The organism is Mitsuaria sp. 7 (assembly GCF_001653795.1).
Classification (GTDB): domain Bacteria; phylum Pseudomonadota; class Gammaproteobacteria; order Burkholderiales; family Burkholderiaceae_C; genus Roseateles.
In genome coordinates, this window is sequence record NZ_CP011514.1 from 2,973,563 (window position 1) to 2,993,736 (window position 20,174).

A 20,174-nucleotide genomic window follows, 5' to 3' on the forward strand; every position below is an offset into this window, starting at 1 on the left:
GGGCCCCATGAGCCCGCCGCCTGCCTCGTCATCACCGTCGTCCAAGCTTCCCGCCCCACCCGCGCGCGGCGCCGGCGGCCTGCTGCCGCTGCTCTTCGTCGCCGTCTGGAGCACCGGCTTCATCGGCGCGAAGTTCGGCCTGCCGGACGCGGAGCCGCTGACCTTCCTCTCGTGGCGCTACGCCGCGGTGATCGCGCTGATGTTGCCGGTGGTGCTGGTGTTGCGCGCGCCCTGGCCTCGCTCGATGGCCGCGTGCGGGCACATCGCGGTGACCGGCCTGCTGGTGCACGGCGTGTATCTGGGCGGCGTGTTCACGGCGATCTCGCATGGATTGCCGGCGGGCATCACCGCCCTGGTCGTCGGCTTGCAGCCGCTGGTCACGGCGCTCGGCGCGCGCGCGTTCCTCGGCGAGCGCATCGACCGCATGCAGTGGCTGGGCCTGGCGCTGGGCTTCCTCGGCGTCGGCCTCGTCGTCGCGCAGAAGATCGCGGCCGTTCCGGGCAACGCGTTGCTGACGATGCTGCTGCCCGCCGTCATCGCCTTGATCGGCATTACCGCCGGCACGCTCTACCAGAAGAAGTTCTGTCCTTCCTTCGACCTGCGCACCGGCTCGATCATCCAGTTCGTGCCGAGCCTGCTCGTCACCGCCGCGATCGCCGCGATGACCGAGACCATGGACGTCCACTGGACCGGTCAGTTCGTCTTCGCGCTGGCGTGGCTGGTGCTGGTGTTGTCGCTGGGCGCGGTCAGCCTGCTGAATGTGCTGATCCGCCGCGGCAGCGCCGTGAACGTCGCCAGCCTGTTCTACCTGACGCCGCCGACGACCGCGTTGATCGCCTGGGCGCTGTTCGGCGAGACGCTCAGCGGCCTCGCGATGGCCGGCATGGCGCTGGTCGCGATCGGCGTGTGGCTGGCGCGCAGGACGCGCTGACGAAAAAGGCGGCCACGCGGGCCGCCTTCCTCAGTGATGACAGCGGGATCAGTTGCGGTCAGCGCGAGCCGGCAGCGTGGTGTCCGTGCTCTCGGTGCTCATCGTCGACGAGTCCGTCGACGACGTGCCGGCGCTCGGCGCGCTCATCGGCATCGGATCGGTCTGCGTGCGGACGTTCGGGTCCTGACGCTGTTCCGTCGTCTGGTTGTTGCCGTTGTTCTGGCTGCTGGTGGCCGGTTGGCTGTTCTGCCAATCGTTCGTCGTCGCGGGCTGGCCCGTGCTCGGATTGGCGGCCGGCGTCGCAGGTGGCGCCTTGCCCTGGTCGTTGTTGTTGGACAGCGGATCACTGGTCTGATCGCGCGCGCCGACGGAGCCGGAGCTGCCGCCCTGGCCGCCGCTCTGGGCGTGAAGGAAGCCGACGCCGGAAGCCAGCGCAATCGCCATTGCCGCGGTGGTGATCTTGGAACGTGGGTTCATGGTGGATCTCCTGGGAACTGTGGATTGAAAGGTCTTGCCGGGGGCCGCCGCGCGGTTCGCATCGCGTCCTGTCGCATCGCGAACCGTCGCAGCACCCTTGCAAGGAAAGACCGGCAATCCCGATGCCCGCGCGATGTGCCGATCACCCGTTGAATACGGCAGGCCGTGCGGGCGAAGGCTGGAGTTCATCGAGGACCGCGCGGATCGCGACCGGCGCGATGGGCGTGGCCGGCGAGACGGCCTCCTGCGCCAGGGGCTGAACGAGCGCACGCGCCTGCGCCGCACCGCGCGACTCCATCGGCGCCGCGAGACCTCGCAGCCGTTGCCCGATGGCATCGAGACTGTCCACGCCCGTGTCGTCGTCGGCCTCCGCATCGAAGGGATCGAGGCTGATCCGGTCCGGCGACAGTCCCAGACCCAGCGCGTGGAAATAGCTCGCTTCCGTGACGACGCTGAGCTGGCTTGCGATCAGGCGATGCACTTCCAGATCCGGCATGTCCAGCTGCACGCCCTGCACCGTGGCCAGCACCGGCGTGCGCGTGATGCCGCCGGCCAGCCCCGCGAGGCGATGCGCGTTCGGCAGATGTGCGTGCAGCACGGCGGCCTGCTTGTTGCGGATCAGGCCGATGAGCACCTGGATCGCGTGCCACGGCGGATCGTCAGGCATCGCGACGATCACCGTCTCCGCGCCGAGTTCACGCAACCGTTCCGCGTACGGTCCGTCAGCGGGACAGACGACGGTGAAACGCACGTTGCCGCCGTTCCCGTGCCGTTGCACGAGCCGCTCGACCAGCCGCGTGGCGCCGAGTCGGTCGGATGCGGACACGAGCGGGCATGCCTCCTCCGGCGTCTCGTCCGACGGCACGGCGCCGACGATCTCGACGACATGCAGCGAGGGCACGGGGTTCCCCGCCGTCACGGCGGAGAGCGTCGGCGTCGCGCCGGGGCGTCGTTGTGCAGGGCGGTCCATCGCGTGCCTCTTGAAACCGCACCATGCGGTGAACACGCATGGCAAGGGCCATACCCGCCGGTCCCGCCATGCCCGGGCGGCCTCACGGAGGCCTCAGCAGCGGCTCACAAGGGCTTCAAGGACTGCAGCACCGTCGGCAGGAGTTCGCTCACCGTCGGGTGGATGCGCACGCCGCCGGCGGTGACATCGGTGTACGGCCGCTTCGAGGCGATGACGTCGAGCAGCGATTGCACCGCCTCGTCGCCATCGACGCCGAGCACCATCGCGCCGAGGATCGCCTTCGACTCCGCATCGACGAGGATCTTGATGAAGCCTTCGGTCTCGCCCTTCTCGATCGCCCGGCCCACGCGCGCCATCGGCCGCGTGCCGATCAACGCGGGACGACCGCTGGCGCGCACCTCCTGCTCGCCCAGGCCGATGCGCGCGAGCGGCGGATCGGTGTACAGCGCGTAGGTCACGACGCGATCGCCCACGCCACGATCCGCGCCGTCGAAGAGATTCGCCGCGGTGACCTCGAAGTCGTTCCACGACGTGTGCGTGAACGCGCCGCGGCCGTTGCAGTCGCCGAGCGCCCAGATGTGCGGCACGCTGCTGCGCAGCTGGTCGTCCACGACGATGTTGCCGCGTTCGTCCAGACGCACGCCGGCCAGGTCCAGGCCCAGGTCGTCGGTATTGGGTTTGCGGCCGGTGGCGATCAGCACGTGGCTGCCGCGGACTTCGGGCTCGCCGGTCTGGCAGTTGACCTGCACGGCGACGCCCTCTTCCGCCGGCGCCAGCTTCACGCATTCGGCGCCGGTGCGGATGGTGAGGCCTTCGCGCTCCAGGATCCCGCGCAGGGCTTCGGAGACGTCGGCGTCCTCGCGCGGCACGAGCCGCGGACCGCGCTGAACGACGGTCACCTCGGAGCCGAAGCGCCGGAACATCTGCGCGAACTCCAGTCCGATGTAGCTGCCGCCCACGACGACCAGGTGCCGGGGCAGTTCTTCGAGCTTCATGATGGACGCGTTGGTCAGCCAGGGCACGCTGTCCAGGCCCTCGACGCCGGGCTGCGCCGGGCGACCGCCGACGTTGATGAAGAAGCGCTCGGCGCGCAGGCGTCGTCCGCCGACGCTGACGGTGTGCGGGTCTTCGAAGCGGGCGTGGCCCATGATGAGCTCGACATGGGGCATGCCGCGCAGCCACTTCTCGACGTTCTCGCGGGACTGGCCGGAGATGCGCTCCTTGCGTGCGACAACGGCGGGGAGGTCGACGCCGACTTGCGCCGGCACCCGCACGCCCCAGCGCGCCGCTTCGCGCACGACCCAGGCCGCATGGGCGCTGGCGACCATCGCCTTGGTCGGGATGCAGCCGGTGTTGACGCAGGTGCCACCGACGCGCGAGCGCTCGATGACCGCGACGCGCCAGCCGGCCTGGGACATGCGCTCGGCCAGCGCGGGGCCGGCCTGGCCGGCCCCGATGACGATGGCGTCGAAAGAGTCGGGGGACCCGAGGGATTCACTCACGGCAACACTCCTGGAGAAGGATCGTCGCGGAGTCTGCCACCGTCGGGCGGCGCGTCAATGTGCGTCAATGCGCCTCGAGCAACGCGCGCAGGCGGTCGTCGCGGACGTCGAGGACGTCGAACAACCCCAGTTCGCGCAGCGCGGGCAACGCTTCCACGATGTCGTGCTCCGCATCGGCGCGCTGACCAGCTTCAGCGGTCGCATCGCTCCATGTCTTCACGTTGACGAGGAAAGCGCCGACGGTGCCCTTGCGGATCACGGTGCCGTTGCGTTCGATCTGGTTCTGCCCGTCGGGCAACATGTCTTGGGCCTTCATGCGTCTGCTCCTGGTGATGAATGGATGAATGCATCGTAGGCAGCCATCCTTGGCCTGGGTACGGCATTGAGGACATAAGATAGTCCGATGACGCCACGACGAGCCATCGCGGCTGGAAGCTCGAAGTCCTTCGAGACTGCCGCCCATGCTGAAACGCTGCTGCTGCGCGCGGTCGAGCAGACCGCCATCGAAGGCCGTTCGACGCGACGTCATCGGCACGCGAGCGGGCAGATGCTCGGTGCGATCGAGGGTCTGCTGACGGTCGAGGTGAGCGACGGCCGCTGGGTCGTGCCCGCCACGCATGCGCTGTGGATTCCGCCCGACATCCCGCATGGTCTGCGCTCCCACGGGCCCTTCGCCGGATGGAGCGTCTATGTCAGCCCCGAGGGCAGCGAGGCGTTGCCGGCGGCGCCGCAGATCGTGGCTGTCTCCGGTCTTCTGCGCGAAGCGGTCGCACGGGCCGCCCTGTGGCCGGAGACCGCTACTGCACTCGATGCGGCGCAGACGCGGCTTGCGGGCGTGATCCTCGATGAGATCGCTGCGGCTGAGCCCGTGGCGCTCGGGCTGCCGATGCCTTCGGACGCGCGGCTGCTCAAGATCGCCCGCGCGCTGTCGGCCAGGCCCGACGACGAGCGCCGACTCGACGAATGGGCCGGCTGGGCAGGCATCGCGCCGCGCACGTTGACGCGCCGCTTCGCCGACGAGACCGGCTTCAGCTTCACCGAATGGCGCCAGCGTGTGCGGCTGTTGCGCGGGCTCGAACTGCTCGCCGCGGGCAAGCCGGTGACGACGATCGCGCTGGAACTCGGCTACGACAACGTCAGCGCCTTCATCGCGCTGTTCAAGCGGACCTTCGGTGTGACGCCGGGCAGGTACGGCGTCGACCGGCCCGACCTCTGAGGCGCCTGCGGCTGCGGGAGCCGCATCCGTTCAAGTCGCTCCGTGGCGACGTCGGATCGCGGCCAGCGCGCCCCGTTGCTCCAGCACCTGGATCGCCTGGTCGATGCGCGTGAGATCGCGCTCGTCGAGCCGACGGCGGCTCAGCATCAGGCACACGGGCTGCACGCTGTGGCCGAAGGGCTGCCGCAGCAGCCGCACACCGGACACGCGCGCCTGCGCCTGGACATCCAGATCGTCACCGAGGATCAGCGGGGCGCGGCCAAGCCTCAGCATGTCGACGCCCTGGCGCGTGGTCTGGTACGGGAGCAGCAGGCCGGCCTCGGCGAGGCGCGGTCGCCAGTCCTCGAAGTCGGCACCGAGGCTGAGCGCATCGACGTGCAGCAGCGGAACGCGGCGTTGCAGTACCTGCTCGAATCCCGACAGCCCGTCGAGCCGAGGATCGCGGCGATCCGTGGCGGCGACCATGAACGTCTCGTTGCGGTAGTTCCGGCTGTACATGACCGTCCGTTCGCGACCCGGCACCGGCGTCGCCGAGAAGATCACGTCGAACTGGTCGTTCAGCAGTTCGCGGTATCGCCGCTTGCGCCACTGCGCCGATCCGTGGATCCAGTTCAGTTCGAAACCAGCCTGCGTGCAGATCGCCTGCAGCAGCTCGGCATCGAGGCCGCGCACGCTGCCATCCGCGCCGGGCACCAGGTAAGGCGGCCAGGACTCCACCAGCGCCCGCAGCACGCGGGGCCGCGGACTTCCCCACACGGAGGGCCCCCAGGCGAGCGCCAGGCCGCCCACGACGGAGCGACGACGGGGTCCTCGATCGACGGACGGGCCGGATGGATTCATTGCCTCTTTGAGAGCCATCTCGGTAGGGGTTCGGACCAGTGTGCGCCTGGCTCCTCGGAGCCACAAGGCGGGGGAGGCATGTCCTCCGGCGACGCCCCCCGGATGGGGGCTGGTGGGCGCCCGCCTCCAGAGAAAGTCACGTGATAGCGCAACCGTTCGGTTTTCCACATGGTTTTGTCAATTTTAAAAGTGCAAAATTGATACATGAAAGTCGTTCTCGTCGAAGACTCGCCGCTGGTCCGCAAACACCTGTTGGCGGCCCTGAAGGACCAGCCCTTCCTGTCGGTCGTCGGCCTCGCCGCCACCGAGGCCGAGGCGCTGTGCACCGTCGGGCTGACGCGTCCGCACGTCGTCGTGCTGGACCTGGCGCTGGCGTCGGGCTCCGGGCTGGAGGTGCTGCGCAAGTTGCGCCTGGCCGGCTACGGCGGAACCATCCTGGTCCTCAGCAACCGCGAGTCGGAGATCTACGGGCCGCTGTGCGTGCGCAACGGCGCCAACGCCTTCTACGACAAGGGCCGCGAGTTCGAGCAGTTCCTCGCCGACCTGAACGTGCTGGCCGAGGCCCCGCGGCTGGCAGCGAGCCAACCGATGAGCTTGAGTTCGCTGCATATGCGATGAGGCGGTATTCCCCGGCCATTCCCCGGCCATTCCCCGGCCATTCCCCGCGAATCGCGAGCAGGCCGCTGAAGTAACCCCGGTCGCTTCGGTCGATCTCTTGCGGAAAAAAGAAAACCCGCTCTAGGCGGGTTTTCTAATCGCTCGCCGAATACTTGATTCGACGCGCTTTTCTGGAGGAGAGGGGGGGATTCGAACCCCCGAGACGTTTCCGTCCGCCTGATTTCGAGTCAGGTACATTCAACCACTCTGCCACCTCTCCGGAATTCGGTGATCGCTGTGGTTGTTAGCGACTAAGCCTAAGAGTATAGCGAGGTTTTTGAGGCCTTGGCAAGAACCCGCGCGAGTTTGTGCGAAAACCGCGTCGGTGACGGTTGCAGCCACCGCCCTGCCCTTGCTCGCCGCCGGCTCAGGCCTTCAGCACGTCCTTGCCGCCGAGGTACGGACGCAGCGCTTCCGGCACCGTGATGCTGCCGTCGGCCTGCTGGTAGTTCTCCAACACCGCGACCAGCGTCCGGCCCACCGCCAGACCCGAGCCGTTCAACGTGTGCACCAGCTCGTTCTTGCCTTGCGCGGTCTTGAATCGCGCCTGCATGCGTCGGGCCTGGAACGCGCCCATGTTCGAGCACGAGCTGATCTCGCGGTAGGTGTTCTGCGCCGGCAGCCACACCTCCAGGTCGTAGGTCTTGACCGCGCCGAAGCCCATGTCGCCGGCACACAGCAGCACGGTGCGGTACGGCAGGCCGAGCTTCTGCAGCACGGCTTCGGCGTGGCCGGTCATCTCTTCGAGCGCGGCCATGCTGTGCTCGGGCTGTTCGATGCGCACCATCTCGACCTTGTCGAACTGGTGCTGGCGGATCATGCCGCGCGTGTCGCGGCCCGCCGAGCCGGCTTCCGAGCGGAAGCACGGGCTGTGCGCCGTGAGCTTGACCGGCAGTTCGTCGACCGTGAGGACGCTCTCGCGGACCGAGTTGGTCAACGAGATCTCCGAGGTCGAGATCAGGTACTGCTCGCTCTGCTCGTCGTCACCGCCGCGCAGGACCCAGAACATGTCTTCCTTGAACTTGGGCAACTGGCCCGTTCCCTCGAGGATCTCGCGGTTGACGATGTAGGGCGTGTAGCACTCGGTGTAGCCGTGGTCCTGCGTCTGCATGTCGAGCATGAACTGTGCGAGCGCGCGGTGCAGGCGAGCCACTGGTCCCTTCAGGAAGGCGAAGCGCGAGCCCGACAGCTTGGCGCCGAGTTCGAAGTCCAGGCCCAGCGGAGCACCGAGGTCGACGTGGTCCTTGACCGCGAAGTCGAACTCGCGCGGCTGGCCCCAGCGGCGCACCTCGACGTTGCCGGTCTCGTCCGCACCCGCCGGCACGCTCGTGTCGGGCAGGTTGGGGACGCTCATCAGCATCGTGTTGAGCTCGACCTGAATCGCGTCCAGCTTCTCGGCGCCGGCCTTCAGCTCGTCGGCGATGCCGCCGACCTCCGCCATCACGGCGCTGGCGTCCTCGCCCTTGCCCTTCAACATGCCGACCTGCTTGGACAGCTGGTTGCGCTTGGCCTGCAGTTCCTCGGTGCGGATCTGAACCTGCTTGCGGTCGGTCTCCAGCGCCTTGAAGCGCTCGACGTCCAGGAACGGTTGGGGGCTCTTGCGCTGTTGGAGGCGCTCGATGACGGCGTCCAGATCCTTGCGCAGCAGGGTGATGTCCAGCATGGTGTTTCTTTCGTGTTCTGCGCCGACGGCGGCCCGCTCAGGGGACGTCGGCGATGGCATGGGGGATGTCGATCAGCGGGCGCCCCTCCGAAGAGGGAGCGCGACGATCAAGATCGGCCGCTGGTGACCTCGGCCATCGACTTGTCGCCCAGCCCCATCGGCAACGGGAAGCGCACGTGCTCCTCGACGCCCGGCAGCGTGCGGACCGTCGTCGCGCCCAGCTCGCGCAGACGCGAGATCACGGCCTGGACCAGCACGTCCGGCGCCGAGGCCCCCGCCGTGAGACCCACCTTCGAGCGACCGTCCAGCCATTCGGCCTGGACGTCCTCGGCCGCGTCGACCATGTAGGCCGGCGTGCCCAGGCGCTCGGCCAGCTCGCGCAGGCGGTTGCTGTTGGAGCTGGTCGGGCTGCCGACCACCACCACCACGTCCACCTGCGGCGCCATCACCTTGACGGCGTCCTGGCGGTTCTGCGTGGCGTAGCAGATGTCCTGCTTCTTCGGCTCGCGGACTTCGGGGAAGTGCTTCTTCACGGCGCGCAGGATCTCGGCCGCGTCATCGACGCTCAGCGTCGTCTGCGTGACGACCGCCAACCGGCTCGGGTCCTTGACCCGCACGTGCGGCACGTCCGAGGCTTCCTCGACGAGGTAGATCCCGTCGCTGAGCTGGCCCATCGTGCCTTCGACCTCGGGATGCCCCTTGTGGCCGATCATGATGAATTCGTAGCCTTCGCGGTGCAGCTTGGCGACCTCGACGTGGACCTTGGTCACCAGCGGGCAGGTCGCGTCGAAGATCTGGAAGCCGCGCGCCTGCGCTTCCTTGCGCACGGCCTGGCTGACCCCGTGAGCCGAGAACACCAGCGTCGCGCCGGCCGGCACGTCGGCCAGGTCCTCGATGAAGATCGCGCCCTTGGCCTTCAGGTCATTGACGACGTAGGTGTTGTGCACGATCTCGTGCCGCACGTAGATCGGCGCGCCGAACTTCTTCAGCGCGCGCTCGACGATCTCGATCGCCCGGTCCACGCCGGCGCAGAAGCCGCGCGGCTCGGCCAGCACGATGTCCTTCATGTTCACGTCCATCGCCGTCATCACAGCACCCCGATCAGCTGCACCTCGAAGCTGACGGGCTGTCCCGCCAACGGGTGATTGAAGTCGAACAGCAACCAGTCCTCCCCCAGCTCACGCACCACGCCGGCGTACTGGCCCTGGCCGTCCGGCGTCGGGAACTGCACGACGTCACCGACGTGGTACTCCTCGTCCGGATCGCCCAGCTGGCGCATCAGCGCGCGCTTCACGCGCTGCAGCAGCTCAGGGTTGCGCTCGCCGAAGGCCTCGCCCGGCGCCAGTTCGACGCGGGTGTGCGTGCCCTCGGCCAGGCCGACCAGGCGCGCCTCGATCGCGGGCGCCAGCTCGCCGGCGCCCAGCGTCAGCGTGGCCGGCAGCTTGTCGGCGAAAGTGTTGATCAGGTCCTGGCCGTCCGGCCCGCTCAGCCGGTAATGCAGGGTCAGGAAGGATCCTGGTTGAACGAGGGTCACTAGTCAGGGGGATTTTGGGAATCGAAGCGTGATTTTAGGCTGGAGCGCCAAGGTCCTTCCGCCAAGAGCTGTCATGCCCCTTTCAGACCTGCCTCCCGAACTCCGTCCGCGCGAGCGGATGCTTTCCCTGGGGCCCGCCGCGCTGACCGACTGCGAGCTGCTTGCCATCGTCTTGCGCACCGGACTTCCAGGCGAATCCGTCCTTGATCTGGCGGTCAGGGTCCTCAAGCATTCCGGCGGATTCGATGGGCTGATGAGGGCGGACGACGCGGCGCTGAAACGCATCAAGGGCCTGGGGCCAAGCAAGCGCAGCCTGTTGCTCGTCATCATGGAAGCGGCACGCCGCTCTCTGCGTAAGCCCCTGGAGGACAAGCCCGTCTTCGAATCCGCGGAATCCGTTCGCACCTACCTGCGACTGCAGTTCGACGACATGCAGCATGAATGCTTCGCCGTCATGTTCCTGGACATCCAAAATCGGCTGATCGCCCTGGAGACCCTGTTCCATGGCACCCTTTCCCATACCATTGCCTATCCCCGCGAGGTGGTGAAGCGCGCGATGGCGTTGAACGCCGCCGCAGTCATCCTGGTCCACAACCATCCGTCCGGCAGTACCAAGCCGTCCCCCGAGGACGTCAAGCTCACCCACGTGATGCTGCAATCGTTGGCGCTGGTGGATGTCAAAGTACTGGATCACTTCATCGTCGGCGCGGGCGACGCCGTACCGTTGACCGACCTGGGCCTGCTGTGACCGACCGACTGCGCAGCCTGCAAGACCTGCAGACGCTGCACCGAGAACTGAAGCTCCGCCAACGCGCGGAGGAAGAGCGCCGCGAGCGCGAGGCCGCGCTTGCGCGGCTGCGCGACGAGGAAGCCCGCATTTTCGAGCGCACCGTCGGCAAGGTCGTGCCGCTGCCCGAGACCAACCGCGTGATCCTGAATCTCGGCAGACCCGAGCCCGAGCCGCGCCAGCGCGAACTCGACGAGCAGATGGCCTGGAAGCAGGCGCTGTCAGACGATTTCGACGTCGACTCGCTGCTGGAGACGGACGAGACGCTGTCCTTCCGCAGACCCGAGGTCTCGGCCGAATCGGTGCGCAAGCTCAGACGCGGCCACTGGTCGCTTCAAGCGCAGATCGACCTGCACGGCCTTCGCCGCGATCAGGCGCGCGAGGCGCTGGGTACCTTCATCCACGACAGCGCCCGCCGCGGCCTGCGCTGCGTGCGCGTGGTCCACGGCAAGGGCAACGGCTCGCCGGGGCGCGAGCCCGTGCTCAAGGCGCGCGTGCGCCGATGGCTCGTTCAGAAACAAGAAGTCCTGGCCTTCGTCCAGGCCCGCGCCAGCGATGGCGGCAGCGGCGCGTTGATGGTCCTGCTCAACTCCTGAGCGTCGCCGCGCTCCCCCGTCCTCGCCCACGCGGGCTTTCCCCTCCCCCGAAGCGCGTTGTTTTCCGGAACACGCGATTGCGTCGCCCCGCCCGCGTGGCTAGTCTGCGGACATGCCGGCGTAGTCGAGAACCGTTCTCAACAAATTGAGTTTCGCAACCACGCAGCCATCGTTTCGATGGGGAGGGAATACGCATGTCGATGCACGCTCCGAACGCCCGCACCACGGGGCTTGTCCTCGTCGGGCTCGTCCACCTCCTGATGGTGGGCGCACTGGTCAAGGGCTTCCAGCGCCACGCCGTCGAGGCACCGCCGCTCATCAAGATGAAGACGATCGTCGAACCCGAGGACAAGCCCAAGCCTGTCGAGCCGCCGCGCATCCCCGAGCCGGCGATCCAGACCCCTCGCATGGTCGAAGTGCCGATTCCTCCCGTGGAGATCACCCAGACGAAGGAGCCGGTCATCGTTGCCACTGGGGTAACCGACGGACGGACAAACACCCCTTTCGAGGTGACGGAAGCCGGATCGAAGCAAGACGTGACCCCCAACAGGGCGCCACCGGACACCGCCATCAAAACACCTGGCGCCGTCTGCACGCAGATGGCGGCGCCGGAGATGCCTGCGGTGAGTTGGACCGGCGAGGCGTTGTTCCGCGCCGTGGCTGACGTGCAGGGCGGCCGCGTCGTCTCGGTGCAGCTCCAGGCCCTCGGCGGCTCGATGGACGCCCGCACCCGCCGAGCGTTCTCCAACGCCATCGAGGGCACGTTGAAGTCGCGCTACGTCTGCCCGGGCGACCACCGCTTCCAGCAGGATTTCGCCTTCCGCATGGACTGACCCCAAGCCGGCCTCGCGCAGAGGCCGAAATGACAAAAACGCCGGCACGCGCATCGCGTGGCCGGCGTCTTTCTTCGTGCCGTTGGTGCATCGCCCTTCCGGGCGACCTCGTCAGTGCAGCATCAGGCTGCCGTAGGGCGAAACGGGGGTCGTGAAGGCCATCAGCAGCCGTTCGGGGCGGAATTCACCGACCGACTCCGCGCCTTGCCAGTGCGTTTCGATCGCGTGCTCCAGGCCCTTGAGCACGCAGAACGACATGAAGGCGTGCTCCGCCTCCTCGCCGTCCATGTCCACATGCTGCAGCCGCACGCAGGCCGCGCGCAGGAAGTTCAGCATCTGGATGGGGCTGTCGGTGTCCGGACAATAACCAGCGCAGACCTCGATGTCTTCCCGGGCATCTTCGGACAGCCACAGTCGGCCGTCGTCGATCCGGACATGCATCAGGTCGGGATTGGCTTCGATGCCGACCTCATCGTCGTGGAGCAGCGTGTACATGATGGTTCCGACGGTAGACGAAGCCGGCAGGGCCGTGTTCATCGGTGCCCTGACGCGGCCCGCGTCAGTGTCAGATATGCACGGCGAAAGCGCCGTTTACATCATTTCCAGTCATTGCAGTCGATGCCCGGAGGTGACCGGAACCCCGCAAATCAAACGTTGCGCATCCAGTCCGCCGTGTTGGCGAAGGAGGCCGCCAGACGCCGCTGCAGCTCGACGTCGAGCTCGCACTCCGCCATCGCCTGCGTCATCGCCGTCATCCATTGGTCGCGCTCGGCGATGCCGATGCGGTAGGGCATGTGGCGCGCGCGCAGGCGCGGATGGCCGAAGCGCTCGACGAAGTGGTCCGGGCCGCCCAGCCAGCCGCACAGGAACCAGAACAGCTTGTCCCGCGAGCCGTCCAGCGTCGTCGGATGGATCGCCCGCAGCTGCGCGAAGCGCGGCTCCAGGTCCATCAGGTCGTAGAAGCGGTCGACGAGTCGTCGGACGGCGTCCTCGCCGCCGACCCACTCGAAAGGGGTGGCGGGGGCGGCCCCCGTCTGAGTGCCTTCGGCGGCACCGGTCTCGGTGGAATCGGTCATCAGCGAGCGGGAACGGAAATCGGGAAGCGGAGGGTCAGGCGTATCCGGCGGAATATTCCAGCACCTTGGATGCGAGCCCGCGGATCCCCTGCGCCGCGTCGCAGCCGGGGTAATGCTCCAGTAGCAGTTGCCGCTTGAGCACGGCCTGCCGGACCATCGGATCATTCTTGACCTCGCCGAGCAGTTCCAGCTTGAAGGTCTGTCCCGACGTCGGTCCGACGAAACGCTGCAGCACCTGCTGCAGTTGGCCGCAGATGAGCTTGCCCTCGCCTGGCCGGTTGGCCTGGTTGACGACCAGGCGCACCAGGCGGCGCTCCTGCTGCGTCGCCAGCACCTTTATCGTGGCGTACGCGTCCGTCAGCGAGGTCGGCTCCGGCGTCGCGACGACGAGCACGTCGTGCGCCATCGACACCGAGAACAGCACCACGTCCGAGATGCCCGCACCCGTGTCGAGCAGCACGTAGTCGAAGCGCGGCCGCACGACCTCCAGGATATGCAGCAGCTTGTCGCGGACGTCGGGCGTCAGCCGCGAGTACTCGACCATGCCCGAGCCGGCCAGCAGCACGTGGAAGCCACCCGGGGCCGGCAGGATCGCCTGCTCCAGGGTGCATTGCTCGGTGAAGACGTCGTGCAGCGTGAGCTTGGGGTGCAGGTTCAGCACCACGTCCAGGTTGGCCAGGCCGAGGTCGGCATCCAGCACCAGCACGCGCTCGCCGCGCGCGGCCAGGGCCGCCGCCAGATTGGCGGTGACGAAAGTCTTGCCCACGCCGCCCTTGCCGCTCGTGACGGCCAAGGTGCGCGCGCCTCCGCGGGCATTCGATGCAGCAGGAGCTGTTGTATTGCTCATTCACTATCCTGTTGCGTTACGGCGAACAACATGCCCTTTTCCTCGGCGCTGACCAGCGAGTCCACATGGCTCTCGAGGCAAGCGCGGTTCCGGCCTTCGGCCTTGGCACGGTAAAGCTGACGGTCCGCCCGTTCCGTCCAGATCAGTGTCGACGACCGCACCCACTGCGGCGCGAACGCCCCGCCGATGCTGATCGTGCAGGTCAACGGCGGCTGTCCGCCGCCCGCGCTGATGGCCAGGGCCTGCACCCGGGCCCGGATCCGTTCCGCGACCGTCACCCCGAACGACGTCGGGCAGTTGGGCAGGATGATGGCGAACTCTTCGCCGCCGATCCGCGCCACCGTGTCCATCGGCCGCACCGTCTGCGCGATCGACTGGGCGACCGCGCGGATCACCAGGTCGCCGGCCGCATGGCCGTGCTGGTCGTTGACCGCCTTGAAGTGGTCGATGTCCAACATCAGCAGCAGCGCCGGTTCCCCGGAGCGCGCCACACGATCGACCTCGCGCGCCAGCGCCATCTCGAAGCTGCGGCGGTTGACCAGTCCGGTCAACGCGTCCTTGCTGGAGAGATCGCACAAGGCGTCGAGGATGCCCTGCAGCCACGGCTCCGAATACGGCTCCGCGTCGGGCAGCATCGCACCGGCCTGCTGCAGCAGCTGCAGGGCCAGGTCCAGGCGCAGCTTGTGGGCTGCAATGAGACTTTGCGGAGCGTCCAAGATCGAATCAGGCAATTTCGAGGGCAGTCTAGCGGCTTCCCCCCCAAATGAGCGCGCAGAAAAGAGGGGTTCCCCCCACCTCTTTCACACATCAAATGGACCAAACACAATCAAACTAGCTATTGTCGACAATGGTGATCACCCGGTGCTACGGCATCTCATCGAAGAAAACCAAACAGCCCCATGCGCCAAGGTCAACCGGCCCCGTCTGCCGCCCCCTCGCCAGTGGAGGCGATCGATCATGAGTTCAGCTTCAGCAAAGCCGACTTCGAACGCGTCCGCCAGCTGATCTACCAGCACGCCGGCATCTCGCTGCACGACGGCAAGCATGCGATGGTCTACAGCCGGCTGTCGCGCCGCCTGCGCGACACCGGCCACAAGAGCTTTGCCGACTACCTCCAATGGCTGGAGGGCGTCACCGGTCCGCAAGGCGACCAGGAGTGGCAGGAGTTCGTGAACTGCCTGACCACCAACCTGACCTCGTTCTTCCGCGAGGACCACCACTTCCTGTCGCTCACCGACGACCTCAAGACGCTGACCGGCAAGCCGATCCGCATCTGGTGCTGCGCGGCGTCGACCGGCGAAGAGCCCTACTCCATCGCGATGACCTGCCAGGAGTCCCTGGGCGCCAGCAGCGGTGTGCAGATCGTCTCCAGCGACATCGACACCAACGTGCTGAACACGGCGCGCAAGGGCGTCTACGCGGCGGAGTCGCGCGGCCTGTCGCCGCAGCGGCTCAAGCAGTTCTTCCTGCGCGGTACCGGCGCCAACGAGGGCCGCATCCGCGTCCGCCCTGAGCTGGCGAAGATGATCGACTTCCGCCCCCTGAACCTGATGCACGCCTCGTGGTCGCTGGGGGATCCCTTCCACGTCGTGTTCTGCCGCAACGTCATGATCTATTTCGACGCCCCGACGCAGCGCAAGGTGCTGGAGCGCATCCACAAGGTGATGCGTCCGGGCGGGCTGCTGTTCGTCGGGCATTCCGAGAACTTCACCGATTCCCGCGATCTCTTCCGCCTGCGCGGCAAGACGATCTACGAGCGCGTCGGCTGATCGCCACGAACGATCCGCCGCACGACGATCCGAAGAACCTTCATTCAGCGACACCCCATGACCCTGCCCTCCGCCTCCTCCGCGATGCAGCAAAGCGCGGCGCTGGCCAGCGCCGGCGCGGCCCGCGTGGCCCAGCTCAAGACGGTGACGCGCAAGAACGGCGAGGCGTCGTTCTTCTTCTACGAAGCGCACTTCAAGAACGCCGCGGTCAAGGTGCTGCCCGGCGAGTATTTCGTCGACAACGACGATCTGCTGGTCATGACCACGCTGGGCTCGTGCATCGCGGCCTGCCTGTGGGACCGCCACGCGCAGATCGGCGGCATGAACCACTTCATGCTGCCCGAGGGCCACGGCGACTCCGGCCGCTACGGCTCGTACGCGATGGAACTGCTGATCAACGAGATGATGAAGCGCGGCGCGTCCAAGAGCCGCATGGAAGCGAAGATCTTCGGCGGCGGCGCGGTGATCGCCGGCATGAACACGATCAACGTCGGCGAGCGCAACACCAACTTCGTCATCGATTTCCTGAAGCTCGAACGCATCCCCATCGTGTCCAAGGACGTGATGGACGTCTATCCGCGCAAGGTGTGCTTCCTGCCCAAGAGCGGCAAGGCGATGGTCAAGCGACTGGCGCCGACCAACACCGACGCGCTGGTGCAGCAGGACCGGACCGCGGCGCAGCAGGCACAGCCGGTGGCGAGCACGGGCGGTTCGATCGATCTGTTCTGATTCAACACTGAGGCCGCACTGAGGCCACACTGAGGCAGCCGCGAGCCTGGCAGTACCGAGGAGTAAAAAGACATGGCCAAGACCACCGTCGTCGTTGTCGACGATTCCGCGCTGGTGCGGAGCATCCTGACCGAGATCATCAACCGCCAGCCCGACATGCAATGCGTCGGGGCCGCCAGCGACCCGCTGGTCGCGCGGGAGATGATCCGCAACCTCAACCCCGACGTGATCACGCTCGACGTCGAGATGCCGAAGATGGACGGCCTCGACTTCCTGCAGCGCCTGATGCGATTGCGGCCGATGCCGGTCGTGATGGTGTCGACGCTGACGGAGCGCGGCGCGGAGGTCACGCTCAAGGCGCTGGAGCTGGGCGCGGTGGACTTCGTCGCCAAGCCCAAGATCGGCGTGGCCGACGGCATCCGCGCGCTGGCGCAGGACATCACGGACAAGGTCCGCATCGCCGCGAAGGCGCAGATCCGGCGCCTGCACGCACCGGGGCCGGCCGCCGCGCCGGGCGCGCCCGCGGCGAGCGGCGGCGCCACGCCGCCGCTCAAGCCGGCCTCGCCGATCGCGAGCCTGGGGCGGCTGTCGACCGAGAAGATCATCTTCATCGGCGCGTCGACCGGCGGCACCGAAGCGACCAAGGACGTGCTGATCAACCTGCCGGCCGACTGCCCGGCGGTCTGCATCACGCAGCACATGCCGGCGGGCTTCACCCGCAGCTACGCGGCGCGGCTGGACGGCCTGTGCAAGATCCGCGTGAAGGAAGCGCAGGACGGTGAACGGATCCTGCCCGGCCACGGCTACATCGCGCCGGGCGGCATGCACTTCAGCGTGGAGCGCTCCGGCGCCAACTACATCGCCCGCGTGCAGGACGGCGAAGCGGTGAACCGGCACAAGCCGTCGGTGGAGGTGCTGTTCAACTCCGCCGCGCGCGTGGTGGGCCAGAACGCGCTGGGCATCATGCTCACCGGCATGGGCGCCGACGGGGCCAAGGCGATGAAGACGATGAAGGACGCCGGCGCCTACAACCTCGTGCAGGACGAGGCGACCTGCGTCGTCTTCGGCATGCCGCGCGAGGCGATCAATGCCGGCGCCGCCGACGAGGTCCTGCCGCTGCACCAGATCGCCACGCGCCTGATCGAACGCCTGCGCAGCACCGCCGGCATGTCCATGAACCGCGTCTGATGCTGGTCCGATCCGGTTCGACCTCGCGTCGGGCCTCCCGCGTCGCGCACGCCTGATCGCGCACCGGCGCGGCCGCCTGACGGGTGGCCGCCGCCTCGACTTCGAACCAACCGCCCAGAACACCTCCACGGAGAAGCGCTTCGAACAGCACCCGCTGCTCGCAAGCGTCCATCAACCGTAGGAGGAGCGCTCATGCGCCTGGCCGGATTCCACGTCGAGAACTTCAAGAGCATCGGCCCGTCGGGCTGCCTGATCCGGATCGACGAGATCGTCGTCCTGATCGGCCGCAACAAGGTCGGACTGTCCACCATCCTGGACGCGTACGAGGCGCTCGCCTCGGGCGGGAAGGCGCTGAGCCTCAGCCACTTCCACAACCAGGACCCGGGCGTCCCGATCGCCATCACCGGCTACTTCGACCAGGTCTCGACCGGCGACGAAGCGCGTATCGGCCAAGGCTGGCAGTTCGACCATCCCGACTTCGGCGCCTGCGTGGCCTTCCGCTATGTCTGGAGAGCCCAGGACGACCAGGCCCGTCTGCAAGCTTTCGATCCGGACAGCGATGACTTCGTGGAAGGCGCACCCGGGATGCCTGACGGCTTTCATTCGATAGTCACCGGCCGCATCCCGCAACCGGTGCGCATCCGTCCGACAGACCCGAAGGACACGACCCGGACCAGGCTGCTGACCATGCGCCAGGATCACCTCAAGCAGCACCTGATGGCCAACGAGAGCCAGACGCTGGCGGCGCTGCTGTGGTCGACGCTGTCGATGATGTGCGTCAGCGAGGAGAAAACAGAGACGGCGAAGAAGACGGACGCGGACGTCGGATCGCCGCGCATCCTGCTGATCGACGAACCGGAGGCCTTCCTGCATCCGCCGACGATCCGCGGGGCGCGAGAGACGCTCTACGACTTTGCGGTGCAGAACCCGCACTGGCGGGTGATCGCGACGACACGCTCGCCGTTCTTCATCGACCTGACGAAGGACCACACGACGCTCATCCGCATCGGCGACGCACCGGGCGAATGCCACCACGTCCTCTCGACCGACCGGGTCGCCTTCGACGAACGGGAACGCGAGCGGCTGCGGATGATCCGGGCCTGCAACCCGCTGGTGAACGAATTCTTCTTCCACGACGACATCGTGCTCGTCGACGGCGTGACCGAGCAGATCGCCATGCTGCACATGGCCCGCAACATGGGCCGCGCGGTGCACGTCATCAACTGCCTGGGCAAGGCGAACCTCCCGATGTTCGCGCGCCTGCTCAACGACTTCCAGGTTCCCTATACCGTCATCCACGATGCCGACACCCGATTCGTGAAGCGCGCGCACGGCTACCGGCGCAACGGCCTGTGGGCGACGAACGATCACATCCGTGCCACCGTCGAGGCCGGCGGCATCGGCCGCATCCACACGCAGTTCCCGCACTTCGAGGGCGAGTGCTTCGGCGAGACGATGAAATCGGGCAAGGTGGACCGCGTGCTGCGCGCGCTGGAGGATCCGGACTCGGAGGACTTCCGGCGCATCGTCGAAGCCTACGCCCCCATCATCAACCGCGACCCGAGCGGTTCCACCACCACCCGCGCCGCCTTCGATCGCAAGCTGGACGCCTACCTGACGCATCGCGTGTCGCTGGGCGATCCGCTCTGGTACCAGCTGCATCTTCCGCCCGCGGACCAGGGCGTCGACGACTAGGCGGGACGCTCGTCGCCGAACACGAATCGGGCGCTGACGATGCGGCCGACGGCGGTGGCGCCCCCGGTGCCGACCGACGGCGTTCCGTCGATCTCGTAGATCGCGATCAGCTCGCGGACGACGGGGCCGTCGGGCGTCTGGTTCACGATGCGCTCATGGTCGATGACGGTGTTTCCAAGCGCGATGCGGTGCAGCAACTGCGCGTGCGGACGCGAGGTGTCGAAGCGCGTCGCCATCCGCTCGCGCAAGGCCTGCACGCCCTTCGCGAGCAGCCGATCCGGATACTCGTATTGGCGAGCATCCGTCGCATAGGTGGCGATCAGCGCCTCGACGTCATGCGCGTTGTAGGCGTCGAGTTGCGCCTGGACCAGATCGGCTGCCAGCGAGGTCGCCTCGGGAGTGGCCGATGCCATCGTTGCGGTGCTCATTGGGCGCGGCCCTTCTTCTCTTCGTTGCTGCGGTTCACGACCGGCTGCGCGCGCGGCGTCGCGGCCCCTTGCCGGTCGTTGGCCGTCGCGACGAGCGTCGCCTGACGCGCGGCCTGCTCGCGGGCGACGCGTTGCGCCTCGACCCGCGCGACGCGCTGCTCGCGGGCGGCGATCTGCAGCTCGGCATTGACGTCGTTGAACGCGTTGGCGTTCGAGACCAGCGCCAGCGCCGAGAGGATGGCGATCAGCACGGTCAGCGCCGGGCCGATCACCGGAAAGCGCGCCCACGGCGAGTAGGCGTAGCACGGCACCTGCGGGGTCACCCGGGCGCGGAGGCAGGAGGTGATGTCGGGCTCGTTCATGGTCGTTCCTTCGTTCATCGGGAGGGAGTTCTGGATCAGTGCTGGTAATGCTAGATGCCCAACAATCGGTCTCC

Annotated in this window: 24 protein-coding genes and 1 tRNA gene; 10 read left to right on the forward strand and 15 right to left on the reverse strand. The window is 67.5% G+C overall.

What is annotated here, in order from left to right; all coding sequences use genetic code 11:
- The first annotated feature begins 7 nt into the window (after window positions 1-7).
- Window positions 8-931: a DMT family transporter gene (locus tag ABE85_RS13085; protein ID WP_067275030.1), complete on the forward strand. Its 924-nt coding sequence runs from the start codon at window positions 8-10 to the stop codon at window positions 929-931.
- A gap of 48 nt (window positions 932-979) precedes the next feature.
- Here the strand turns inward: ABE85_RS13085 and ABE85_RS13090 are convergent, their stop codons facing one another.
- From ABE85_RS13090 to ABE85_RS13105, 4 genes are all read right to left on the reverse strand, one after another.
- Entirely contained in the window at window positions 980-1,408 is a 429-nt protein-coding gene (locus ABE85_RS13090; RefSeq protein ID WP_067275032.1) for a hypothetical protein, read from the reverse strand.
- A 142-nt stretch (window positions 1,409-1,550) separates the two neighbouring features.
- Window positions 1,551-2,378 carry a glycosyltransferase gene (locus ABE85_RS13095; RefSeq protein WP_067275035.1) on the reverse strand — a complete coding sequence of 276 codons (828 nt, stop codon included), beginning with the start codon at window positions 2,376-2,378 and terminating at the stop codon, window positions 1,551-1,553.
- 104 nt (window positions 2,379-2,482) lie between these two features.
- Window positions 2,483-3,880, reverse strand: coding sequence for an FAD-containing oxidoreductase (locus tag ABE85_RS13100; protein WP_067275038.1), 1,398 nt, complete (start codon window positions 3,878-3,880; stop codon window positions 2,483-2,485).
- A 64-nt stretch (window positions 3,881-3,944) separates the two neighbouring features.
- Window positions 3,945-4,196, reverse strand: coding sequence for a hypothetical protein (locus ABE85_RS13105; protein WP_067275041.1), 252 nt, complete (start codon window positions 4,194-4,196; stop codon window positions 3,945-3,947).
- 87 nt (window positions 4,197-4,283) lie between these two features.
- Here ABE85_RS13105 and ABE85_RS13110 point away from each other — a divergent pair, with 87 nt between their 5' ends.
- On the forward strand, window positions 4,284-5,096 hold the full coding sequence (locus ABE85_RS13110; protein ID WP_082938584.1) for a helix-turn-helix domain-containing protein: 813 nt from the start codon (window positions 4,284-4,286) through the stop codon (window positions 5,094-5,096).
- A gap of 30 nt (window positions 5,097-5,126) precedes the next feature.
- Here the strand turns inward: ABE85_RS13110 and ABE85_RS13115 are convergent, their stop codons facing one another.
- Complete coding sequence (locus tag ABE85_RS13115) at window positions 5,127-5,936, reverse strand: ABC transporter substrate-binding protein (protein WP_197507003.1); 810 nt, start codon at window positions 5,934-5,936, stop codon at window positions 5,127-5,129.
- A gap of 204 nt (window positions 5,937-6,140) precedes the next feature.
- Here ABE85_RS13115 and ABE85_RS13120 point away from each other — a divergent pair, with 204 nt between their 5' ends.
- Window positions 6,141-6,554 carry a response regulator transcription factor gene (locus ABE85_RS13120; protein ID WP_067275045.1) on the forward strand — a complete coding sequence of 138 codons (414 nt, stop codon included), beginning with the start codon at window positions 6,141-6,143 and terminating at the stop codon, window positions 6,552-6,554.
- Window positions 6,555-6,725: 171 nt separating this feature from the next.
- Here the strand turns inward: ABE85_RS13120 and ABE85_RS13125 are convergent.
- The 4 genes from ABE85_RS13125 to ABE85_RS13140 form a co-directional block, all read right to left on the reverse strand.
- A tRNA-Ser gene (locus ABE85_RS13125) sits at window positions 6,726-6,813 on the reverse strand.
- A 147-nt stretch (window positions 6,814-6,960) separates the two neighbouring features.
- Window positions 6,961-8,256: a serine--tRNA ligase gene (serS, locus tag ABE85_RS13130; RefSeq protein WP_067275050.1), complete on the reverse strand. Its 1,296-nt coding sequence runs from the start codon at window positions 8,254-8,256 to the stop codon at window positions 6,961-6,963.
- Window positions 8,257-8,363: 107 nt separating this feature from the next.
- Complete coding sequence (gene ispH / locus ABE85_RS13135) at window positions 8,364-9,335, reverse strand: 4-hydroxy-3-methylbut-2-enyl diphosphate reductase (RefSeq protein ID WP_067282648.1); 972 nt, start codon at window positions 9,333-9,335, stop codon at window positions 8,364-8,366.
- 8 nt (window positions 9,336-9,343) lie between these two features.
- Window positions 9,344-9,790 (reverse strand): peptidylprolyl isomerase, encoded by a 447-nt coding sequence (locus ABE85_RS13140; RefSeq protein WP_067275053.1) that lies wholly within the window; start codon window positions 9,788-9,790, stop codon window positions 9,344-9,346.
- Window positions 9,791-9,863: 73 nt separating this feature from the next.
- On the opposite strand from ABE85_RS13140, the gene radC reads away from it, so the two are divergent.
- The 3 genes from radC to ABE85_RS13155 all read left to right on the forward strand — a co-directional run bounded on the left by radC (window position 9,864) and on the right by ABE85_RS13155 (window position 12,006).
- On the forward strand, window positions 9,864-10,538 hold the full coding sequence (gene radC, locus ABE85_RS13145) for a RadC family protein (RefSeq protein WP_067275055.1): 675 nt from the start codon (window positions 9,864-9,866) through the stop codon (window positions 10,536-10,538).
- On the forward strand, window positions 10,535-11,173 hold the full coding sequence (locus tag ABE85_RS13150; RefSeq protein WP_067275063.1) for a Smr/MutS family protein: 639 nt from the start codon (window positions 10,535-10,537) through the stop codon (window positions 11,171-11,173). Before radC ends, ABE85_RS13150 begins: the two co-directional genes overlap by 4 nt.
- 194 nt (window positions 11,174-11,367) lie before the next feature.
- Window positions 11,368-12,006 (forward strand): hypothetical protein, encoded by a 639-nt coding sequence (locus ABE85_RS13155; RefSeq protein ID WP_067275066.1) that lies wholly within the window; start codon window positions 11,368-11,370, stop codon window positions 12,004-12,006.
- A 111-nt stretch (window positions 12,007-12,117) separates the two neighbouring features.
- Here the strand turns inward: ABE85_RS13155 and ABE85_RS13160 are convergent, their stop codons facing one another.
- The 4 genes from ABE85_RS13160 to ABE85_RS13175 all read right to left on the reverse strand — a co-directional run bounded on the left by ABE85_RS13160 (window position 12,118) and on the right by ABE85_RS13175 (window position 14,645).
- On the reverse strand, window positions 12,118-12,501 hold the full coding sequence (locus ABE85_RS13160; protein ID WP_067275068.1) for a hypothetical protein: 384 nt from the start codon (window positions 12,499-12,501) through the stop codon (window positions 12,118-12,120).
- Between the two features lie 152 nt (window positions 12,502-12,653).
- Complete coding sequence (locus ABE85_RS13165) at window positions 12,654-13,082, reverse strand: group II truncated hemoglobin (RefSeq protein WP_067275070.1); 429 nt, start codon at window positions 13,080-13,082, stop codon at window positions 12,654-12,656.
- Window positions 13,083-13,116: 34 nt separating this feature from the next.
- Window positions 13,117-13,929 (reverse strand): MinD/ParA family protein, encoded by an 813-nt coding sequence (locus ABE85_RS13170; RefSeq protein ID WP_067275072.1) that lies wholly within the window; start codon window positions 13,927-13,929, stop codon window positions 13,117-13,119.
- The gene (locus ABE85_RS13175) at window positions 13,926-14,645 is read right to left on the reverse strand and encodes a GGDEF domain-containing protein (RefSeq protein WP_067275074.1); all 720 of its coding nucleotides are present in this window, start codon (window positions 14,643-14,645) and stop codon (window positions 13,926-13,928) included. Before ABE85_RS13175 ends, ABE85_RS13170 begins: the two co-directional genes overlap by 4 nt.
- Before the next feature lie 183 nt (window positions 14,646-14,828).
- Here ABE85_RS13175 and ABE85_RS13180 point away from each other — a divergent pair, with 183 nt between their 5' ends.
- The 4 genes from ABE85_RS13180 to ABE85_RS13195 all read left to right on the forward strand — a co-directional run bounded on the left by ABE85_RS13180 (window position 14,829) and on the right by ABE85_RS13195 (window position 19,310).
- Window positions 14,829-15,698 (forward strand): CheR family methyltransferase, encoded by an 870-nt coding sequence (locus ABE85_RS13180; protein WP_067275076.1) that lies wholly within the window; start codon window positions 14,829-14,831, stop codon window positions 15,696-15,698.
- Between the two features lie 57 nt (window positions 15,699-15,755).
- Window positions 15,756-16,427: a chemoreceptor glutamine deamidase CheD gene (cheD, locus tag ABE85_RS13185; protein ID WP_082938586.1), complete on the forward strand. Its 672-nt coding sequence runs from the start codon at window positions 15,756-15,758 to the stop codon at window positions 16,425-16,427.
- A 72-nt stretch (window positions 16,428-16,499) separates the two neighbouring features.
- Complete coding sequence (locus ABE85_RS13190) at window positions 16,500-17,615, forward strand: chemotaxis response regulator protein-glutamate methylesterase (RefSeq protein ID WP_067275080.1); 1,116 nt, start codon at window positions 16,500-16,502, stop codon at window positions 17,613-17,615.
- Window positions 17,616-17,807: 192 nt separating this feature from the next.
- On the forward strand, window positions 17,808-19,310 hold the full coding sequence (locus ABE85_RS13195) for an ATP-dependent endonuclease (RefSeq protein WP_067275089.1): 1,503 nt from the start codon (window positions 17,808-17,810) through the stop codon (window positions 19,308-19,310).
- Here the strand turns inward: ABE85_RS13195 and ABE85_RS13200 are convergent.
- Together ABE85_RS13200 and ABE85_RS13205 are read right to left on the reverse strand one after the other, a co-directional pair.
- Window positions 19,307-19,738, reverse strand: coding sequence for a nuclear transport factor 2 family protein (locus ABE85_RS13200; RefSeq protein WP_197507004.1), 432 nt, complete (start codon window positions 19,736-19,738; stop codon window positions 19,307-19,309). The genes ABE85_RS13195 and ABE85_RS13200 overlap by 4 nt on opposite strands.
- Window positions 19,735-20,100, reverse strand: coding sequence for a hypothetical protein (locus ABE85_RS13205; RefSeq protein WP_157522344.1), 366 nt, complete (start codon window positions 20,098-20,100; stop codon window positions 19,735-19,737). Before ABE85_RS13205 ends, ABE85_RS13200 begins: the two co-directional genes overlap by 4 nt.
- Window positions 20,101-20,174 lie beyond the last annotated feature (74 nt).